Annotated in this window: 19 protein-coding genes; 7 read left to right on the forward strand and 12 right to left on the reverse strand. The window is 57.8% G+C overall.

What is annotated here, in order from left to right; translation table 11 throughout:
- The first annotated feature begins 11 nt into the window (after positions 1 to 11).
- From rlmC to EDF75_RS03210, 3 genes are all read left to right on the forward strand, one after another.
- Positions 12 to 1,142 (forward strand): 23S rRNA (uracil(747)-C(5))-methyltransferase RlmC, encoded by a 1,131-nt coding sequence (gene rlmC / locus EDF75_RS03200; RefSeq protein ID WP_133597023.1) that lies wholly within the window; start codon positions 12 to 14, stop codon positions 1,140 to 1,142.
- A gap of 78 nt (positions 1,143 to 1,220) precedes the next feature.
- Positions 1,221 to 1,937 (forward strand): response regulator transcription factor, encoded by a 717-nt coding sequence (locus EDF75_RS03205; RefSeq protein WP_133597024.1) that lies wholly within the window; start codon positions 1,221 to 1,223, stop codon positions 1,935 to 1,937.
- Entirely contained in the window at positions 1,934 to 3,406 is a 1,473-nt protein-coding gene (locus tag EDF75_RS03210) for a sensor histidine kinase (protein WP_133597026.1), read from the forward strand. Before EDF75_RS03205 ends, EDF75_RS03210 begins: the two co-directional genes overlap by 4 nt.
- A gap of 56 nt (positions 3,407 to 3,462) precedes the next feature.
- Here EDF75_RS03210 and artJ read toward each other — a convergent pair whose 3' ends face one another.
- From artJ to EDF75_RS03240, 6 genes are all read right to left on the reverse strand, one after another.
- Complete coding sequence (artJ, locus tag EDF75_RS03215) at positions 3,463 to 4,194, reverse strand: arginine ABC transporter substrate-binding protein ArtJ (protein ID WP_076945035.1); 732 nt, start codon at positions 4,192 to 4,194, stop codon at positions 3,463 to 3,465.
- A gap of 181 nt (positions 4,195 to 4,375) precedes the next feature.
- Positions 4,376 to 5,044, reverse strand: coding sequence for an arginine ABC transporter permease ArtM (gene artM, locus EDF75_RS03220; protein ID WP_133597027.1), 669 nt, complete (start codon positions 5,042 to 5,044; stop codon positions 4,376 to 4,378).
- A complete protein-coding gene (gene artQ / locus EDF75_RS03225; RefSeq protein ID WP_123707160.1) occupies positions 5,044 to 5,760 on the reverse strand; it encodes an arginine ABC transporter permease ArtQ in 717 nt (238 codons plus the stop codon). Before artQ ends, artM begins: the two co-directional genes overlap by 1 nt.
- Positions 5,761 to 5,766: 6 nt before the next feature.
- A complete protein-coding gene (artI, locus tag EDF75_RS03230; protein ID WP_041147560.1) occupies positions 5,767 to 6,498 on the reverse strand; it encodes an arginine ABC transporter substrate-binding protein ArtI in 732 nt (243 codons plus the stop codon).
- A 20-nt stretch (positions 6,499 to 6,518) separates the two neighbouring features.
- Complete coding sequence (gene artP / locus EDF75_RS03235) at positions 6,519 to 7,247, reverse strand: arginine ABC transporter ATP-binding protein ArtP (RefSeq protein WP_041144760.1); 729 nt, start codon at positions 7,245 to 7,247, stop codon at positions 6,519 to 6,521.
- A 223-nt stretch (positions 7,248 to 7,470) separates the two neighbouring features.
- Entirely contained in the window at positions 7,471 to 7,989 is a 519-nt protein-coding gene (locus EDF75_RS03240) for a lipoprotein (protein ID WP_133597029.1), read from the reverse strand.
- 369 nt (positions 7,990 to 8,358) lie between these two features.
- Here EDF75_RS03240 and EDF75_RS27210 point away from each other — a divergent pair, with 369 nt between their 5' ends.
- The gene (locus EDF75_RS27210; RefSeq protein WP_243733496.1) at positions 8,359 to 8,595 is read left to right on the forward strand and encodes a hypothetical protein; all 237 of its coding nucleotides are present in this window, start codon (positions 8,359 to 8,361) and stop codon (positions 8,593 to 8,595) included.
- 79 nt (positions 8,596 to 8,674) lie between these two features.
- Positions 8,675 to 9,163: a hypothetical protein gene (locus tag EDF75_RS27215; RefSeq protein ID WP_243733497.1), complete on the forward strand. Its 489-nt coding sequence runs from the start codon at positions 8,675 to 8,677 to the stop codon at positions 9,161 to 9,163.
- A 52-nt stretch (positions 9,164 to 9,215) separates the two neighbouring features.
- On the opposite strand, the gene EDF75_RS03250 is transcribed toward EDF75_RS27215, so the two are convergent.
- Positions 9,216 to 10,403 (reverse strand): OmpP1/FadL family transporter, encoded by a 1,188-nt coding sequence (locus EDF75_RS03250; RefSeq protein WP_133597030.1) that lies wholly within the window; start codon positions 10,401 to 10,403, stop codon positions 9,216 to 9,218.
- A gap of 304 nt (positions 10,404 to 10,707) precedes the next feature.
- Positions 10,708 to 10,980 (reverse strand): DUF1471 family periplasmic protein YahO, encoded by a 273-nt coding sequence (yahO, locus tag EDF75_RS03255; RefSeq protein WP_041147562.1) that lies wholly within the window; start codon positions 10,978 to 10,980, stop codon positions 10,708 to 10,710.
- A 543-nt stretch (positions 10,981 to 11,523) separates the two neighbouring features.
- Here yahO and EDF75_RS03260 point away from each other — a divergent pair.
- Entirely contained in the window at positions 11,524 to 12,354 is an 831-nt protein-coding gene (locus EDF75_RS03260; RefSeq protein ID WP_133597032.1) for an N-acetylmuramoyl-L-alanine amidase, read from the forward strand.
- Positions 12,355 to 12,361: 7 nt separating this feature from the next.
- On the opposite strand, the gene EDF75_RS03265 is transcribed toward EDF75_RS03260, so the two are convergent.
- The 4 genes from EDF75_RS03265 to poxB all read right to left on the reverse strand — a co-directional run bounded on the left by EDF75_RS03265 (position 12,362) and on the right by poxB (position 17,752).
- The gene (locus tag EDF75_RS03265) at positions 12,362 to 13,375 is read right to left on the reverse strand and encodes an NAD-dependent epimerase/dehydratase family protein (RefSeq protein ID WP_133597033.1); all 1,014 of its coding nucleotides are present in this window, start codon (positions 13,373 to 13,375) and stop codon (positions 12,362 to 12,364) included.
- A 96-nt stretch (positions 13,376 to 13,471) separates the two neighbouring features.
- Positions 13,472 to 14,905: an SDR family oxidoreductase gene (locus EDF75_RS03270; protein WP_133597035.1), complete on the reverse strand. Its 1,434-nt coding sequence runs from the start codon at positions 14,903 to 14,905 to the stop codon at positions 13,472 to 13,474.
- A gap of 10 nt (positions 14,906 to 14,915) precedes the next feature.
- A complete protein-coding gene (gene ltaE, locus EDF75_RS03275; RefSeq protein ID WP_133597037.1) occupies positions 14,916 to 15,917 on the reverse strand; it encodes a low-specificity L-threonine aldolase in 1,002 nt (333 codons plus the stop codon).
- Between the two features lie 116 nt (positions 15,918 to 16,033).
- On the reverse strand, positions 16,034 to 17,752 hold the full coding sequence (gene poxB, locus EDF75_RS03280; RefSeq protein WP_133597039.1) for a ubiquinone-dependent pyruvate dehydrogenase: 1,719 nt from the start codon (positions 17,750 to 17,752) through the stop codon (positions 16,034 to 16,036).
- Between the two features lie 151 nt (positions 17,753 to 17,903).
- Between poxB and EDF75_RS03285 the strand changes: the two genes are divergently transcribed.
- A complete protein-coding gene (locus tag EDF75_RS03285; RefSeq protein ID WP_133597041.1) occupies positions 17,904 to 18,338 on the forward strand; it encodes a DoxX family protein in 435 nt (144 codons plus the stop codon).
- Positions 18,339 to 18,371 lie beyond the last annotated feature (33 nt).

Genomic DNA, 18,371 nt, shown 5'->3' on the forward strand with positions numbered 1-18,371 from the left:
AAGGTCTTTTTATGCACTGCGCACTCTATGACGCGGGCCGCTGCCGCTCCTGTCAGTGGCTGGAACTGCCGCCAGCACAACAGCTCGCCGATAAAATGGCCGATCTGCGGTCGCTGCTGGCAGAACGCCCGGTGGCGACGTGGTGCGAACCGGTCTCCGGTCCGGAAACCGGCTTTCGCAATAAGGCCAAAATGGTGGTCAGCGGCAGCGTTGAGCGCCCGCTGCTCGGCATGCTGCATCGCGACGGCAATCCTGAAGACCTCACCGATTGTCCGCTCTACCCGGCAAGCTTTGCGCCGGTCTTCGCCCTGCTGAAGCCGTTTATTGCCCGCGCCGGCCTCACGCCCTATCAGGTGGCCCGCCGACGCGGAGAGCTGAAGTATCTGCTGCTCACAGAAAGCCGCCTCGACGGCGGCATGATGCTGCGCTTTGTGCTGCGCTCTGAGGCGAAGCTCGCCCAGCTGCGCGCCGCGCTGCCGTGGCTGCAGGCGCAGCTGCCGCAGCTGAAGGTGATTACCGCCAATATTCAGCCGGTGCATATGGCGATTATGGAAGGGGAGCAGGAGATTTTCCTCACCCCGCAGCAGGCGCTGGCGGAGCGCTTCAACGAGGTACCGCTGTGGATCCGCCCGCAAAGCTTCTTTCAAACCAACCCCGAAGTCGCCAGCCGGCTGTACGCCACCGCCCGGGAGTGGGTGCGCCAGCTGCCGGTAGACCATATGTGGGATCTGTTCTGCGGCGTCGGCGGTTTCGGCCTGCACTGCGCCACCCCGCAGATGCGGCTGACCGGCATTGAGATTGCACCAGAGGCCATCGCCTGCGCGCGGCAGTCCGCCGCCGAGCTTGGCCTCAGCAACCTCCGTTTCCAGGCGCTGGACTCCACCCGTTTTGCTACCGGCGAGGGCGAAGTTCCGCAGCTGGTGCTGGTGAACCCGCCGCGTCGTGGAATTGGCAGCGAGCTGTGCGACTATTTAAGCCGCATGGCGCCGCCCTATATTATCTATTCCAGCTGCAATGCCCGCACGATGGCGAAAGATATTGCTCAGCTGGCGGGCTATCGCACCGAGCGGGTGCAGCTGTTCGATATGTTCCCCCACACCGCGCACTATGAGGTGCTGACGCTGCTGGTCCGCGAAGTTTAAACAAAATGTGAACTCTTCTGCCGGCCAAAATCGGGTAAGCTTTGCTAATAAGAGCATGATATTAGCGGAGCGACACCGGTGGCGAAGAAAATCCTGTTAGTTGAAGATGACGATGATATTGCCGCCCTGCTGCGCCTGAATTTGCAGGACGAGGGGTATCAGATTGCCCACGTAGCGGACGGCGCAGAGGCCCTGAGGCTGCTGGAAAAAAGCCCCTGGGATGCGGTGATCCTTGACCTGATGCTGCCGAACGTTGACGGTCTGGAGATTTGCCGGCGCATCCGCCAGATGACCCGCTATCTGCCGGTGATCATCATCAGCGCCCGATCCAGCGAAACCCAGCGCGTGCAGGGGCTGGAGATGGGGGCGGATGATTATCTGGCCAAACCCTTCTCCGTTCTGGAGCTTATCGCCCGCGTCAAAGCGGTGTTCCGCCGCCAGGAGGCGATGGGGATAAATCTGCTGATGGATGCCGGGCGCATCGCCTGCCACGGCCTCAATATCGACCCGCTGTCGCGCGAGGTCAGACTGCGCGGCGAGCCTGTCGATTTGACCCCGCGCGAGTTCGATCTGCTGTACTACTTCGCCCGCCATCCGGGAGAGGTCTTCTCTCGCCTCTCCCTGCTCGACAGCGTTTGGGGCTACCAGCACGAAGGCTATGAGCATACGGTCAATACCCATATCAACCGCCTGCGTAGCAAAATCGAGCACGAGCCGACGGAGCCTGAAATTATCCTCACCGTGTGGGGAAAGGGCTATAAGTTTGCCGTGGAGCGCAAGGAGGTGGGGCAATGATGCGCCGTCTCAGCCTGAGCCAGCGCCTGGCGCTGGTCTTCACCTCGCTGCTGCTGCTGTGCGCGGCGGCGGTGTGCCTCGTTCAGCTCTATACCAGCGCGCAGTACGGTAACGCGATGGTGCAGCGTCTTTCCGCCGGCCTGGCGCAGCAAATTGTTGCCCGCGAGCCGCTGCTGGATGCGCAGGGGGAGGTCGATCGCCAGGCGCTGAAGCCGCTGTTCGACCGGCTGATGATTTTTAATCCCAGCGTTGAGCTCTATCTGGTTTCTCCCGACGGCGAGCTGTTAGCCGATGCCGCGCCGCCGGGCCATATCAAACGCCAGCGCATCGATCTGGCGCCGGTGCAGGCGTTCCTCTCCGGCGCCGCGTGGCCGGTTTACGGCGACGATCCCCGCAGCCTCGGACAGCAGAAAGTCTTTAGCGTTGCGCCGCTGCGCCTCGAGGGCCAGCTGCGTGGCTATCTCTATATCATTCTGCAGGGCGAAACCTTTAACGAACTGGCGGCCACCGCCTGGCAGAAGACGCTGTGGAGCCTGCTGCTGTGGACGCTGCTGCTGGTGGCGCTGTTTGGCCTGCTGGCGGGCGGGCTGGCGTGGTTCTGGGTCACGCGCCCGGTGCGTCAGTTGACCGCCCAGGTCGCGATCTCCGGCCCGGACAGCATGGTGGCGATCAAAGCCCTGGCGGCGCAGACGCCCGACCCGCATCCCGGGAATGAGGTGGCGATCCTGCATAATCGCTTTATTGAGCTGGCCCGCCAGATTGCCGATCAGTGGGATCGTCTGGCCGATAGCGACCGCCAGCGGCGCGAGTTTATCGCCAATATCTCCCACGATCTGCGCACGCCGCTGACCTCGCTGCTTGGCTATCTGGAGACGCTGACGCTGAAGGCCGACCGGCTCAACGCCGAGGATCGCCAGCAGTATCTGAATATCGCGCTGCGCCAGGGCAATAAGGTTCGCCATCTGTCGCAGCAGCTGTTTGAGCTGGCCCGGCTCGAACATGGCGGCATCAAACCGCAGCCGGAGAAGTTTATCTTCGCCGAGCTGGTTCAGGACGTGGCGCAGAAATTCGATTTGGCGATTGCCACCCGCGGCATCGGTTTACAGCTGTCGCTGGCCGAGGGATTGCCGCCGGTGGTGGCCGATTTATCGATGATGGAGCGGGTGCTGACCAATTTGCTCGATAACGCCATTCGCCACACGCCGGAAGGAGGAGTGATTCGCCTGACGGCGCGCCAGCAGGCGTCGCAGATAGTCGTTGAGGTGGCGGACAGCGGCCCCGGCGTCGCCAGCGAGCTGCGGGCAACCCTCTTTGAACGACCTTCGGTACTTGAGCCTGGCCAGCGCCGGGAGTCTACGGGGGGATTAGGACTGATGATCGTGCGCCGCATGCTGCAGCTGCACGGGGGCGATATTCACCTGCAGGAGGCGGCGGCAGGTGCCAGCTTCCGCTTTACCCTGCCGCTGTAAGATTTTCCCGGCGGTCCGTTTCGGCGCTCACGCCCGGGGCCGGGAAGGGCCTGCGCTTACTCAGGGAACCACTGGCTGCTGATTTTCTGATAGGTGCCGTCCGCTTTAATCGCTTTCAGGGCGCCGTTCAGCTTCTCCAGCAGCGCTTTGTTATCCGGACGAACCGCGATCCCAAGGCCGGTACCGAAGTACTGCGCATCGGTCACTTTCGGCGTGGCGGCGCCGAGCTGCGGGTTGGTTTTCAGCCACTCGTTAACCACCGCGGTGTCGCCAAATACGCCATCAATACGGCCGTTTTTCAGGTCGATAAACGCATTCTGGTAGCTGTCATAGGCGACGGTTTTCACTTCAGGATGCTTATCCTGCAGGTATTTCTGATGGGTAGTGCCGTTTTCCATGCCGATACGTTTGCCTTTCAGATCGGCAAAGGAGTGGAAGGCGTCTTTTTTGGCGATAACCAGCGCGGAGTTAGCGTAGTACGGGTCGGTAAACGACACCTGCTTGCTGCGCTCCGGGGTAATGTCCATGCCGGAAATCACCGCATCATATTTTTTAAATTTTAGCGCCGGGATCAGGCTGTCGAAGGCATGGTTGGTAAAGGTACACTCCGCCTGCATCTGTTTGCACAGCGCTTTCGCCAGGTCGAGATCGAAGCCAACGATCTGATTATTGGCATCCATGGATTCAAACGGTGGATAGGTAGCGGAGACGCCAAAGCTGATTTTTTCTGCGCCAACGGCGCCAAAAGCGAAAGTGGAAAGCAGTGCAGCCAGAACTAACTTTTTCATCGTCGAACTCCCGTCGGTCAATCTTATGATGTTGTGCCGTGCTTGCGGCCGGGTTTCACAATGCCATCAAATGAATTTATATTCAATAAAGATGTATAAGTATTTTTTATTTATATAAAAAAGGCGGGTAAGTCATCAACATTACCCGCCTTTCTATTTACTATTTATGCATTTTCGAACGTTAGCTTCGACGCTCAAATGCCAGCGCCCTGTGCTCCACCAGACGCATGAGCAGCGTCAGCAGGCCGTTGACGATCAGGTACACGATACCGGCCGCGCCGAAGACCATCACGTCGTAGGTTCGTCCGTACAGCAGCTGGCTGTGGCCCATCACCTCCATCAGCGTAATGGTATAAGCCAGGGAGGTACTTTTGAACACCAGCACCACCTCGTTGGAGTAGGAGGAGAGGGCGCGCTTAAAGGCGTACGGCAGCAGGATCGCCAGCGTGTCCTTCTTGCTCATCCCCAGCGCGCCGCAGGACTGCCACTGACCCTCGGGAATGGCGCGGATCGCGCCATAAAACAGCTGGGTGGTATAGGCGGCGCTGTTGAGCGACAGGGCAATCAGGGCGCACAGCCACGGCTCGGAAATCAGATGCCACAGCACCGGGTACTCCTGCAGCGACGGAAACTGCCCCGGACCGTAGTAAATCAGGAAGATCTGCACCAGCAGCGGCGTACCGGTAAAGAGCGTGATATACGCCCGCACAATCCATACCAGCACCGGCGTTTTCAGCGTCAGGATGATGGTAAAGATCAGCGACAGAATCAGCGCGGCGACGATCGAGGCCGCCGTCAGCGTCAGGCTGGTATGCAGCCCTTTGAGCAGTTCTGGTAAGTAGTCAAGCATCAGCCGGGTCTCCGTTCAAAGCGCGTCGCACGCTGGTCAATACGCTTGAGGATGTACTGACTGAGCAGAGTGATCACCAGGTAGATTGCCGCCGCGATGATGTACCAGTTAAACGGCTCCTGGGTGCGGGTGGCAATGCTCTTGGTTTGCAGCATCAGATCGTTAACGCTGATTAAGCTCACCAGGGCGGTATCTTTTAGCAGCACCAGCCACTGGTTGCCGAGTCCCGGCAGAGCGTGGCGCCACATTTGCGGCATCACCAGACGGAAGAAAATCGCGCTTTGCGACAGCCCCAGCGCCTGGCCCGACTCCCACTGTCCCTGCGGCACCGCTTTCAGCGCGCCGCGCAGGGTTTGCGAGGCGTAGGCGGCGTACAGCAGAGAGAGCGCCACCGCGCCGCACAGAAACGGGCTGACGTCGAAGTTCTCAATCTGCATCTGCACCGGGATCTGCGCAAAGCCGAGATTGATGGTAAAGCCGTCAGAGAGCGTGAGCAGCAGCTGCGACGATCCAAAATAGATAAACAGGACCACCAGGATTTCCGGCAGCCCGCGCAGGATCGTTACCACGCCGGTGGTCAGCCACGCCAGCGGGCGCCATTTGACTGACTCCAGCACGGCAAAAAGCATCGCCAGGGCGAGGCCGATAATCAGCGCGCAGACCGCAAGGCCGACGGTCATCCCGGCGGCGCTTGCTAATGGAAAAAATTCGTTCATTGAGGATTACTTCTGAAACCATTTGCTATAGATGGTCTGGTAAGTCCCATCTTTTTTCACTTTTTCCAGCGCAGCGTTAAATTTCTGCTGCAGCTCGGTATTGCCCTGACGAAGCGCAATGCCAAGGCCGGTACCGAAGTAGTCTTTGTCCGTCACCTTATCGCCCACCGCTGCCAGCTTCGGATTGCTCTTCAGCCATTCGGTGACCACGGCGTTGTCGCCAAATACGGCATCGATGCGGCCGTTTTGCAGATCCAGCTTCGCATTCTGGTAGCTGTCGTACGGAACGGTGGTGATTTCCGGATGCTTGTCGTTAATGAACTTCTGATGGGTGGTGCCGTTCTGGACGCCGACCTTTTTGCCCTTCAGCTGCTCGATGCTGGTAAATTTGCCCTGCTGGCCAACGAACAGCGCGGAGTTTTCATAGTAAGGGGCGGTAAACAGCACCTGCTTTTCGCGCTCAGGCGTAATGTCCATCCCGGCCATCACCGCGTCGAAGCGGCGGAATTTCAGACCTGGGATCAGGCTGTCGAAAGCCTGGTTGGTAAAGGTGCAGGTGGCATCGATCTCTTTGCACAGCGCGTTAGCCAGATCGACGTCGAAGCCGACGATTTTGTTGTTGGCGTCGGTCGTTTCAAACGGAGGATAGGACGCCTCGGTGGCAAAACGGATGGTCTGGGCTGCGGTAGCAGAAAGGCTCATGCTGGCCAGAAGCGCGGCAATCAGTACTTTTTTCATCGTCATTTCCCCGAAAAACATCAATGTGAAAGATAGTTTTTAAACGCGTCGGTCTGCGGATGCGCGAAGCAGTCAGCATTCCCTTGTTCAACGATATGGCCATTTTCCATATACACCACGCGGCTGGCCGTTTTACGCGCCACTTCCACTTCGTGGGTGACGATGACCTGCGTAATGCCGGTGCCCGCCAGCTCGCGGATAATGCTGACGATCTGGGCGGTAATTTCCGGATCGAGCGCCGCCGTTGGCTCATCAAACAGCAGCACCTGCGGCTCCATCATCAGCGCTCGCGCAATGGCGACGCGCTGCTGCTGGCCGCCGGAAAGGTGCAGCGGATAGCGATCGCTGTAGGGTTTCAGGCGCAAACGTTCCAGCAGCTTCTCGGCGCGGGCCAGAGCGCTATCTTTGCTGAGTCCCAGCACGCGGCAGGGAGCTTCAATCAGGTTTTGCTGCACGGTCAGGTGCGGCCACAGATTGTACTGCTGGAAAACCATACCGACGTTCTGGCGCAGCTCACGGATGGCTTTGTCAGACGGCGCTTTGGTAAAGTCGAAGTGGTTACCGGCGATATGTAGCGTACCGGAACGCGGCATCTCCAGCAGGTTGAGTACGCGAAGCAGCGAGCTTTTCCCGGCGCCGCTTGGGCCGAGCAGCACCAGCGTTTCCCCCTGCGGGCAATCCAGCGTGATGTCGAACAGCGCCTGGTGCGCGCCGTAGAAGCAGTTAATGCCGTTTAGTTTAATACTCATCTGGGCAGTCTGATACGAATAGCTATTGAGGCCGCAAATACTACCTTTGACAGAATAGTTATGCAATATTTATGCGTTAAAAGTTAAATGTAACCCGCATTTACCTCTAAACTTAGCACAAAATATGGGTTCGTGGGGGAGGCGGGAGCAAATGTCGGCATTACCGCATGAAATACCGACATTTTACCGGGGTTATCGGTTTTGTAGAGCAGGTTCAGCGCCCTTATCCGCGTTTTTCGAGACTCTGTTGCAGTGAACCCGCCGGCGCGTGGGCGTTAATGCCGAGGTAGCGAACGTCATCTACCGCCCAGCACTGGCCTTCCTGAATCATCAGCACCTCATCTTTCCAGACTTTGCTGCCCTGCCTGAACTCAACGCGCAGCGGAATATTGCGCGCATCGCTGTTCGGGATGGTGGAGGCGCTGGCGACATCCGCGCTATCGGCCGGGGTGGCCGAGCTGGAGAACGGGTTGGACTGCAGCACGGCGCTGCGGGACGGATCCTGGCGCGCGTCGTTGAGCAGCTTCGCCAGATCGTCGCTCAGGTAGGGACGCAGCGCCGTCAGGTCGTTATTGCGGTGCTGGATCTGATAATCATAAAATTTCTGCGCAACCGCGTCCGGGCCGCCTTCGATGCAGGGACCGCTGCGGGTACCGTTATCTTTATAGGCCGGCGTAACGGTGGTACAGGCGCTAAGTACCAGCGCGCAGGGGATAATAAAGGCCATGATTTTGTAGCGCATGATGATTTCCTTATAAGCTCACTACGTTATTAGTTTCTGTTCAAGCATAGCGCACTGGCTCCAGAATGCGCTTGACTCTAAGAGCTAAGCTATTAAGTTATCGCCGTTATCAGATTGAATTAATGCATCTGGCTCAGCGCGCGCAATTTTCTGGAACCAGAGCGCAATTTTTATATTGATAAATGCCGATTTGTAAAACCTATTCTTAGCTAAAAATAAACCAGCGATCGGGCTTAATGCTAAAAGATTGAGTCAATCTCAGGCTATATTTATAGGCAGTATGAAACCTACCTCGACGGAACATATTATGTTAAGAAAAACGCTGGCCAGCCTGAAGGCCAGGATCTGGGCGCGCATTTACCAAAGCTGGTGGCCAAAAATGAACGCGGCGGCGATCCTTACGATTATTACGCGGTCTATTTTGCCGACGTTGAGCGTAACCGCTATCAGTTAACGGGTTTTAACGGCAGCGATGTTAGCATACGCTGTTTAAATTCATCAGAGGCTGCTGCCAATTGCGATATTTCTTTTCCTGTTGCCCGCCTGGCCGCAATGGAGAGTGAGATTGTTAGCTATAAAAAATATGGCGAAGATAACCTTCGCTAACGTTTTTGGCTATTTTGTTAACTGCTATCTACCTATTTTAAATATAAAAACAGCCCTCTTAAGGGGTAAGGCTGCGGTGGTGTCCGCTTTTTTCCGCGAGCGTGAGGTGAGGAGTCAGGACCGTATATATCTGCTCGGTCTGATCGTTAACGAGTTTGTGCACCAGCGGCCTTCAAGGCTCTCATCCGGGATTACGGTCGATGAAGTTATCGATATTTTATACGGCAAGCTGTGGTATCAGCATATTCGCAACGAGCAGTTTCGCCGAAAGGTGACGTTGTTAATGGCGTCACTGGTTTTTTCCGGCGAGCTGGCGGTAGAGAATAACGTATATAGAGTCCAGGGAAACGCCATTGCCACCCTGGTCGAGCATGAGAAGGATGAGCGCCGCGCGAAGCAGCAGGATAAAATTCAGCGTAATATGGTGCGCCTGATGCCGATCGTTACCGCCGCGACGGTACTGATTACGCTGGCACTGCTGGGGCTGGCGGGAGTGATTGATTTACATAAAATCTGGCAGGATATTCTGCAGATAAAACCGGTGAGATTTCTATTCAAACTGATTTAAGCCCATGCAAATATTGCCCGATGCGCGATGGAGCATCGGGCGAGATTCGCTATCAAAACTGGTAGCTGTAGTCGACGCTGGCGAACCACAGGTACGGATGATCGTAATCCCCGGCGATAATTTCCGGCGTTTTCACATGCGACGACTGCATGTGCAGGTAGGAGACCGCGACGCCGATATTGCTTGCCGGCGTAATTTGATACTGCGCGCCGGTGGCAAAGCGCCATTCGTCGCCGGTCGGAAGAGTGAGCGCCACGTCGCTCTGCGAATCGTATACCGTGCTATCAAAACCTACCCCGGCGTTCAAACGCCACTGCTCGGTTGGCCGGTACTGGACGCCCACCGCGGTATGCCAGGAGTCCTTCAGGCGGTTTTGTTTGTTGCTCTCCTTGCCGACAACGGTGATTTGCGGGCTACCGAACTGGCTCCAGTCCTGCCAGCCCAAATCCCCCATCACCGACCACTGCTTGTTGATGTCGTGCACAAGGCTCAGCATGATCTGCTGCGGTGCGCGAACCTGGGCTGAAATCGGCAGGTCGTACTCGGTATTCGGCAGATTGGGTAAGCGAGCCTTACCGTCAATATTGAAGCTGTAGTCCGTCTTGCTGGTCCAGGTGATACCGGCGCGGGTTTGCTCCGTCAGCTGCATCAGCAGGCCCAGACGATAGCTCATGGCCCAGTCGCGATCCTTGTCCTTTTGCTCGGTTCCATCAACGCTGCGGGTCAGGGAAAGGAAGCCGTAGTTAAGGTTAGCGGACGCGCCAATGGAGAGACGGTCGTTGAGCTTGTAGGCCAGCGACGGGCTCAGCGTCATCGCGACCATGGTGCTTTTCTTGATCAGCCGATCGCCCGCCCAGTTGCCAAAATCGATCCCTAAGCCGTAGTTGCCGTAGAGACCAATGCCGGCGTAAAGGTCATCATTGATTTTTTGCATATAGAAGCCGCTGGCGTTGGGAAAGACGTTCATCACGTTGCCGGGGCTGCTTCTGCCGTTCTCATCTTTAAGCTGATACGAGATATCCCCGCCCATCGCCTGCATCCCGCCGGTGAACATATGATCCGGCAGGCGGGTCATTCCTGCGGGGTTAGTAACGATCGTTGACGCATCCTGCGCCCTGGCGGCCTGGCCTGCGCCGGCGAGGCCGACATCTTCTGTGCCTATTTCATAAAAATAGAGCGCGCTTGCCTGCGAAAGACCGGAGTAGAGGAGCCCAGAGATAATTAACGCGATTCTTTTCATTTTCTACCTGCAATGTTTAAAATTGAGTCTCATTTTTATAGCCAGAAGTATAGAGAGCATTGACTCACCGCCAGGGGCTTATGCTTTTAAATATGAGTTTGCTGAAAAACATGAACACGCCGGCGCAGCGATTTACTTCCTGCGTGACGTTTGAGTGTTTTATTCGGGGACGTTGCGGGTATTTGATGACAGAATGCGATAGCGGTAAATAGCCATGCTATCTAAAAATAAATATTGCTCGCACGGTTCTGGATGGGAAACATTATCATCTGCCGATGATAATGTTTCTTTCGCGAAGAATTAATTACTTCTTCTTATAGATATTGGCGCTGACGTGCAGCTTTTTATCAGTGTTGCCGGAGGACAGAACGATAACGTCTGCGCCTTTTTCATCGGCTTTCTTAATCAGCTCAGCGCGCGCATCGCTTGGTGCGGTCTGGCCGGTAGAAGAGATCGTACCGACTTTCTGATATTGAGTCTCAACCTTGGCAAAATCTTCTTTAGATAAGATTTCTGCGGAGAAAGCGTTTGCGGTCAAAAACAATGCTGCACCTGCTACTAAAGCTGCATATTTCATTTTTTAAACTCCATTGTTTATCTTGCTATCATCATGCTCTTATTTTAACTGCTCATGAGCGAATTAAGACTGAATTAACTAAGGAAAAATTTCAAGCAAAATACTACAAAACCATGACCGCTAACTCGCGAATTCGTAAGGAAAAGATGAACCCGACTTCATTGCAGGCGGCGACCTGCATGATGCCCGTGGTTGAGCATCGTCTTATCATCATTTTATAACTGTCGTTAGTATAAATTTATCTTATATAAAATGGCCGTTCCGATCGTTGAATCGCCGTTGGCAGACAGCGCCGCGCTTATCGTTTATCATAAAACAGGTTGTTATTAACGCCGCCGCGAATGGGGAAACGTTTTTGTTGCCGTCCGTAATTATTATAATTTCGTGTTAACGGTTGCATCTTTTACCGAATGCGGGAGAGCTGGCTGACGCCGCCTTTGAGCGCTTCGCCCCGCCTTATGTCGGAACGCTCAGGCTCTCTTAGGCCAAAAGGAAGGATTTTTTGATGGCATGTTTCACCGCACGCGCCGGGAGGGCCTCCCGATGAAGCTCAGCGCAGGGATGGTTCTCGTTGCGCTGCTGCTGGCCGGCTGCGCAACGGAAAAGGGGATTATCGATCGTGACGGCTATCAGCTGGATACCCGCCATCCGGCGCAGGCCGCCTACCCGCGGGTGAAGGTGCTGGTCATTCACTATACCGCCGATGATTTTGACGTCTCGCTGGCGACCTTAACCGACAACCAGGTGAGCTCCCACTACCTGATCCCTGAACGACCGCCTCTGCACCGCGGCAAGCCGCGCATCTGGCAGCTGGTGCCGGAAGAGGATTTGGCCTGGCATGCGGGGATTAGCTTCTGGCGCGGCAGTACGCGCATAAACGACACCTCCATCGGCATTGAGCTGGAGAACCGCGGCTGGCAGAAAGAGGCGGGGGTGAAAAGCTTTACGCCGTTTAGTCCGGCGCAGATTAATGCCCTGATCCCCCTGGCGAAGGATATTATCGCCCGCTACCACATTGCGGCGCAAAACGTGGTGGCTCATGCCGATATTGCCCCGCAGCGCAAGGACGACCCTGGGCCGCTGTTCCCCTGGCGCCAGCTGGCCGAACAGGGCATTGGCGCCTGGCCGGATGGCGACCGGGTCGCGTTTTATCTCAACGATCGCCCGACCTGGCAGCCGGTCGATAGCGCGGAGCTGCTGGATCTACTCGCCCGCTACGGCTATCAGGTGACGCCAGAGATGACGCCAGCGCAGCAGAAACGGGTGATTATGGCCTTTCAGATGCATTTCCGGCCGGCGCGCTGGGACGGCGTCGCCGATGCGGAAACCCAGGCCATCGCCGAGGCGCTGCTGGAAAAATACGGCCAGGGTTAATTCGACGCTAGCGGTGCAGCTTGCCGTGATCTTTCAGCCAGGCGGCGGTGCGGATAATTCCCTCATCCAGCGTCACCACCGGGCGGTAGCCCAGCTCTTCCTGGGCGCGGGAAATATCAAGGGTAAAATCAAAGTTCAGCTTGGAGACGCCGTAGTGGGTAAAGGCCGGCTCCCTGGCTGACTTATTGCCAAAATGCTCCATGCTGCGGGCGATGATATCCAGCATCGGATAGGGGACCGAGCGGATACGGCACCTTATTCCCAGCTCATCAATCAGCTTTTGCACAATGCTGCGCAGGGTACGCGGTTCGCCGTTGGTGATATTCCACGCCCGGGCGGAGGGCAGGTGGTCGCACTGCGGCTGGCTGGCTAGCCACATCGCGTGCACCGCATTCTCATAGTAGGTCATATCAACCAGCGCGCTGCCGCCGCGGGGCAACAGCACGCTGCCGTAATGCTGCATCATCTGCGCAAGGCGGGGGATGAACACTTTGTCGTGAGCGCCGAACAGACCCTGGGGGCGCAGGATGGCAAAGCGGGTATTGGGGTTCGCCTGTGCCAGTAGATTAATCACCTCTTCGCTCGCCGCCTTGCTGCGGGCAAATTCGTTGGCAAAGCGCTGAGGGCGGAAATCCTCCCGCACCTCGTGGTGGTGGTGATAGTCAAAATAGAGCGAAGGAGAGGAGATATGAACGAAGTTGCGAACGCCCCAGGCCACGGCCCATTCGCCAAGGCGACGGGTGGCGCGGACGTTGGCTAAATCGAAGGCCTGCTGCGTGCCCCACGGCGAGGTGAAGCTTGAGCAGTGCCAGAGGGTATCGATACCGGCGAGCATCACCTTGGCCTGAGATGAAACCAGTTCGGTTAAATCTGCGGGGACAAATTCGGCGCCCATTTTGCTCAGAAGCTTGCCCATCGCTTCGTTTCGCCCGGTCGCTCTGACGCTGATGCCTTTGTTACGCAGATATTCCACCGCGTTGCGGCCTAAGCCGCTGGTCGCACCGGTAACCAGTACCTTCATATCAACCTACTGTCCCAGAAAAGAATTTCGTGCGCATTTTTCCGTGATTCTCCTCACGATGCAATGAGAATGATAGCAGAATGACGTAGATACTTCCTATTTGCCTGTGATTTGCTCTGCCAGCCGGGCAATACGCCGCGCCATGCCGCGAAAGATAAACAGATGGGCGGGGATCATCAGCAGCCAGTAGAACAGCCCCGGCATACCGTGAGGGTGCCACCAGGCCCGGACGTCGAGCTCGCGGTGGTCGCCTTTATCGCTGAGGGTAAAGCTCAGGCGCCCCAGGCCGGGCGCCTTCATGCCAAAGAGTAGGGTGAGCTGCTTTTCCGGTTCGACAATAATCACCTTCCAGCTGTCTACCGCGTCGCCGGTCTGCAGAAGGTCGTGCGACGGCCGGCCTTTCGCCAGGCGATGGCCCACCAGCAGGTCCATGGCGCCGCGAATTTTCCACAACGCGTTGCCGAAGAAGTAGCCCTCTTTGCCGCCAATCTGGTTGACGACCTGCCAGATTGCCGCCGCGCTGGCGGACGTGCTGACCGTACAGCCGGCCTGCTTAGGGTAGTAGCCATATTCCGGCCGCCAGCGGGCGAAGGCCTGGGCGTCGTAGCCCCAGTCGCTGGAGTTCACGAGCTGCTCCTCTTCTTTCAGCGTGCGGCGCACGGCTTCGTCAAAGGAGATTAGCGGCTGGGGGATCAGCGCCCGCAGCGCGCGATCGTCGGCGATCAGATCGTGCTTCAGCCCCTGAATCAGCGCCTTCGCGATGGTGGGCGGAACCGAAGTAATCACGTTGAGGAACCACACCGAAATCCAGCGGGTGGGAAAAGGGATCGGGATCAGCAGGCGATGCTTGCCGCTGACCGCCATAAAGCGGGTGAACTGCTGCTGATAGCTTAACACTTCCGGTCCGGCGGCTTCGAAGACGCGATGTTCGCTGGCCGGGTGATTGAGCAACTGCACCAGATAATAGAGCAGATTTTCGAGATCGATCGGCGTGGTGCGCGAGCGCACCCAGCGCGGAGGGGTTAAAACCGGCAGGTTGTAGACCATATCGCGCATCACCTCGAACGCAGCGGAGCCGGCGCCCACGATGATACCCGCCCGCAGCTCGGTGACCGGCACGCCGGATTCGCGCAGAACGTCGGCGGTAACCTGCCTGGCGCGCAGATGGTCAGACTGTTCCGCCGCCGGCACCTGCAGCGAGCTGAGGAATATCAGCTGCTTTACCGGCGTCGCGCGCAGCGCGTCGCGCACGTTTTGCGCCACCTCGCGCTCGTGCCGAATAAAGTCGCCGCCTTCGCCCATGCCGTGCACCAGATAGTAAACGGTGTCCGCCTGCGCCAGCAGATCAGAGAGCCCCTGGGGCCGGGTCAGGTCGATGGGATGACAGCTTACCCCCGGGAGATTGCGTTTCTTTAGCCGCTCAACGTGGCGCGCCGCCGCCAGCACGCAATAGCCCCGATCGCTCAATGCCTGCACCAGATGCTGGCCGATATAGCCGCTGGCGCCGAGCACCAGAATTCGTTGCGACACGCCTGACTCCTTAGCGGTTCAAAAATTCCTGCCAGTGGCCAACCACTTCCGCCAGCTGCTGACGATTGACGTCGATATGGGTGACCAGGCGCACAACCGGCGAGGCGTTGATCAGCACGCCGCGCTGCTGCATAAACGCGCCCAGCGCCCGGGACTGCTCTTCGCCAACGCGGATGAACAGCATATTGGTGTCGTGACGGGTTACGTCAGCGCCGATGGCGCGCAGCTCCCCGGCCAGCCACGCGGCGTTGTCGTGATCCTCCTGCAGGCGCGCGACGTTATTTTGCAGAGCGTACAGGCCCGCAGCCGCCAGAATTCCGGCCTGGCGCATGCCGCCGCCGACCATTTTACGCCAGCGGGTGGCGCGGTGAATGTAGTCGTGGCTGCCGAGCAGCAGCGAGCCCACCGGCGTTCCCAGCCCCTTCGAGAGGCAGATGGTGAAGGAGTCGCAGTATTGGGCGATATCGCGCAGCTCGCAGCCGTAATCCACCACCGCGTTAAAGATGCGCGCGCCGTCAACGTGCAGCGCCAGGCCGCGTTCGCGGGTAAACTCCCACGCCTCTTTGAGGTATTCGCGCGGCAGCACCTTGCCGTTATGGGTATTTTCGAGGCTCAGCAGGCGAGTGGGGGCAAAATGGACATCGTCAGGCTTAATCTTTGCCGCGACCTTATCCAGCGGCAGGGTGCCGTCCGCAGCCGCGTCGATGGGCTGCGGCTGAATGCTGCCGAGCACCGCCGCGCCGCCGGCTTCGTACAGATAGTTATGTGCGCCCTGGCCGACGATATACTCTTCGCCGCGCTGGCAGTGGCTCAGCAGGCCCACCAGATTCGCCTGGGTGCCGGACGGCAGGAACAGCGCCGCCTCTTTGCCGGCCAGCTCTGCGGCGTAGCGCTGGAGCGCGTTAACGGTCGGGTCGTCGCCATAAACGTCGTCGCCGACCGGGGCTGACAGCATGGCATCCAGCATGGCGCGCCCCGGACGGGTTACGGTATCACTGCGGAGATCTATCACGGCATTTCCTTGTTAATGTTTCATCCTTCACGCTGTATCCGCGTTAGCCGCATAAACCACCCCAGCGGGGCCTTCGATGCATCATGAATGATGTTGTGTGGGCTTAAAAGGATGTTTTACCTGAGCCAGTTGGTTTTCGCCAGTTCGATAACTTCATCCCCGCGTCCGCTGATGATGGCGCGCAGCATATACAGGCTGAAACCCTTAGCCTGATCCAGCTTGATTTGCGGCGGGATCGCCAGCTCTTCCTTAGCGACCACCACGTCGACCAGCACCGGGCCGTCGGTGCTAAACGCGGTTTGCAGCGCCTCGTCAACCTCAGAGGCTTTTTCGACGCGAATGCCTTTAATGCCGCAGGCTTTTGCAATGCGGGCGAAATTAGTGTCGTGCAGTTCGGTGCCGTCGGTCAGATAGCCCCCGGCTTTCATCTCCATCGCCACAAATCCCAGCACGCTGTTGTTAAAGATCACGATTTTTACCGGCAGCTTCATCTGCGCCAGCGAGAGGAAGTCGCCCATCAGCATGCTGAAGCCGCCGTCGCCGCACATCGCCACCACCTGACGCTCCGGCGCCGTTGCCTTGGCGCCAATCGCCTGCGGCATGGCGTTGGCCATTGAGCCGTGGTTAAACGAGCCGATCAGCCGGCGCCTGCCGTTCATCTTCAGATAGCGGGCGGCCCAGACGGTTGGCGTGCCGACGTCGCAGGTGAAAATGGCGTCGTCAGCGGCGAAGCGGCTAATCTGCTGCGCCAGATACTGGGGGTGAATGGCCTTATCGCTGGGCTTAGCCAGATCGTCGAGCCCCTTGCGCGCCTCGCGGTAGTGCTCAAGCGCTTTATCGAGGAAGCGGCGATCCGTCTTCTCTTCCAGATGCGGCAGCAGCGCTTTTAGGGTCGATTTGATATCGCCGATCAGCGCCATATCGACTTTGCTGTGCGCGCCGATGCTGCCGGGATTGATATCAATCTGAATAATTTTTGCGCTGCTGGGGTAGAAAGGCCGGTAGGGGAACTGGGTGCCGAGAAGCACCAGGGTATCGGCGTTCATCATCGTGTGGAAGCCGGACGAGAAGCCGATCAGCCCGGTCATCCCGACGTCATAAGGGTTGTCGTACTCAACGTGCTCCTTGCCGCGCAGGGCGTGGACGATGGGCGCCTTGAGCCTGGCGGCGAACTCTACCAGCTCTTCATGGGCTCCGGCACAGCCGCTGCCGCACATCAGGGCAATGTTGCTGGAGTAGCGCAGCAGCTGCGCCAGGCTGGCTATTTCTTCCGCCGGTGGCGTCACCTCCGGCAGCGGGGCGGAGTACCAGTGGCTGCTGGCGCCTTCCGGGGCGGCTTTCAGCGCCACGTCTCCCGGCAGTACCACCACCGAAACGCCGCGGTTGAGGACCGCTTTGCGCATGGCGATGGCCAGCACCTGCGGGATCTGTTCCGGGGTGGAGACCAGCTCACAATAGTGGCTGCATTCGCGGAACAGCTCCTGCGGATGGGTTTCCTGAAAATAGCCGCTGCCGATTTCGCTGGAGGGGATATGGGCGGCAATGGCAAGAACGGGAACGTGATTGCGGTGACAGTCAAAAAGACCGTTGATCAGATGGAGGTTGCCCGGGCCACAGGAGCCTGCGCATACCGCCAGTTCACCGGTAAGCTGGGCTTCGGCGCCCGCGGCAAACGCGGCAACTTCTTCGTGACGCGTTGGCATCCAGGCAATCGTACCCATGCGGTTCAGGCTGTCGCTCAATCCGTTGAGTGAATCGCCGGTGACGCCCCAGATGCGCTTCACGCCGGCCTGTTCAAGAGTTTTCGCTACGTATGCGGCCACGGTCTGTTTCATGGTTCTCCATCTCCTTTATGTGATAACGCTTACAAGCTTAGATGAAACTCATCGTTACGCCCGCATTCCCCTCCTATTTTCAGCTGGTATTATTGCGCGAAAATTCCGCATAATCTGTTACCACTAAAAGAGTAAACAGGAATCATTTCAAATGGTTAAATCTCTGTTAAATGCTGTTAATAAAATGCTGACTCACGACGATTTTGGCAAACTCTTGTTACGACTTGCCGTGGGCGGGCTGATGCTGTTCCACGGGCTGCATAAGCTGTTTGACGGCGTGGCGGGCATCAGCGGGATGCTGGTGGCGAAGGGATTGCCGGGGTTTATTGCCTACGGCGTGCTGGTGGGGGAAGTGCTGGCACCGTGCCTGCTGATACTAGGGATCCTCACCCGGCCGGCGGCGCTGGTGCTGGCTTTTACTATGGTGGTGGCGTGGCTGATGGTCGGTACGGGAGAAACCTGGCAGCTGGATAAAACCGGCGCCTGGGCGATTGAGAGCCTGGTCTACTTCTTTGTCGGCGCGCTGGCGATTGCCTTTATGGGCGCCGGTCGCTACTCGCTGGTAAAAGACCCGGCGTGGAAATAAAAAAAGCCCCGCCGGGGCGGGGCTTGCCGTTAA

This window comes from Klebsiella sp. BIGb0149, from assembly GCF_004362605.1.
Taxonomy (GTDB): domain Bacteria; phylum Pseudomonadota; class Gammaproteobacteria; order Enterobacterales; family Enterobacteriaceae; genus Klebsiella; species Klebsiella terrigena.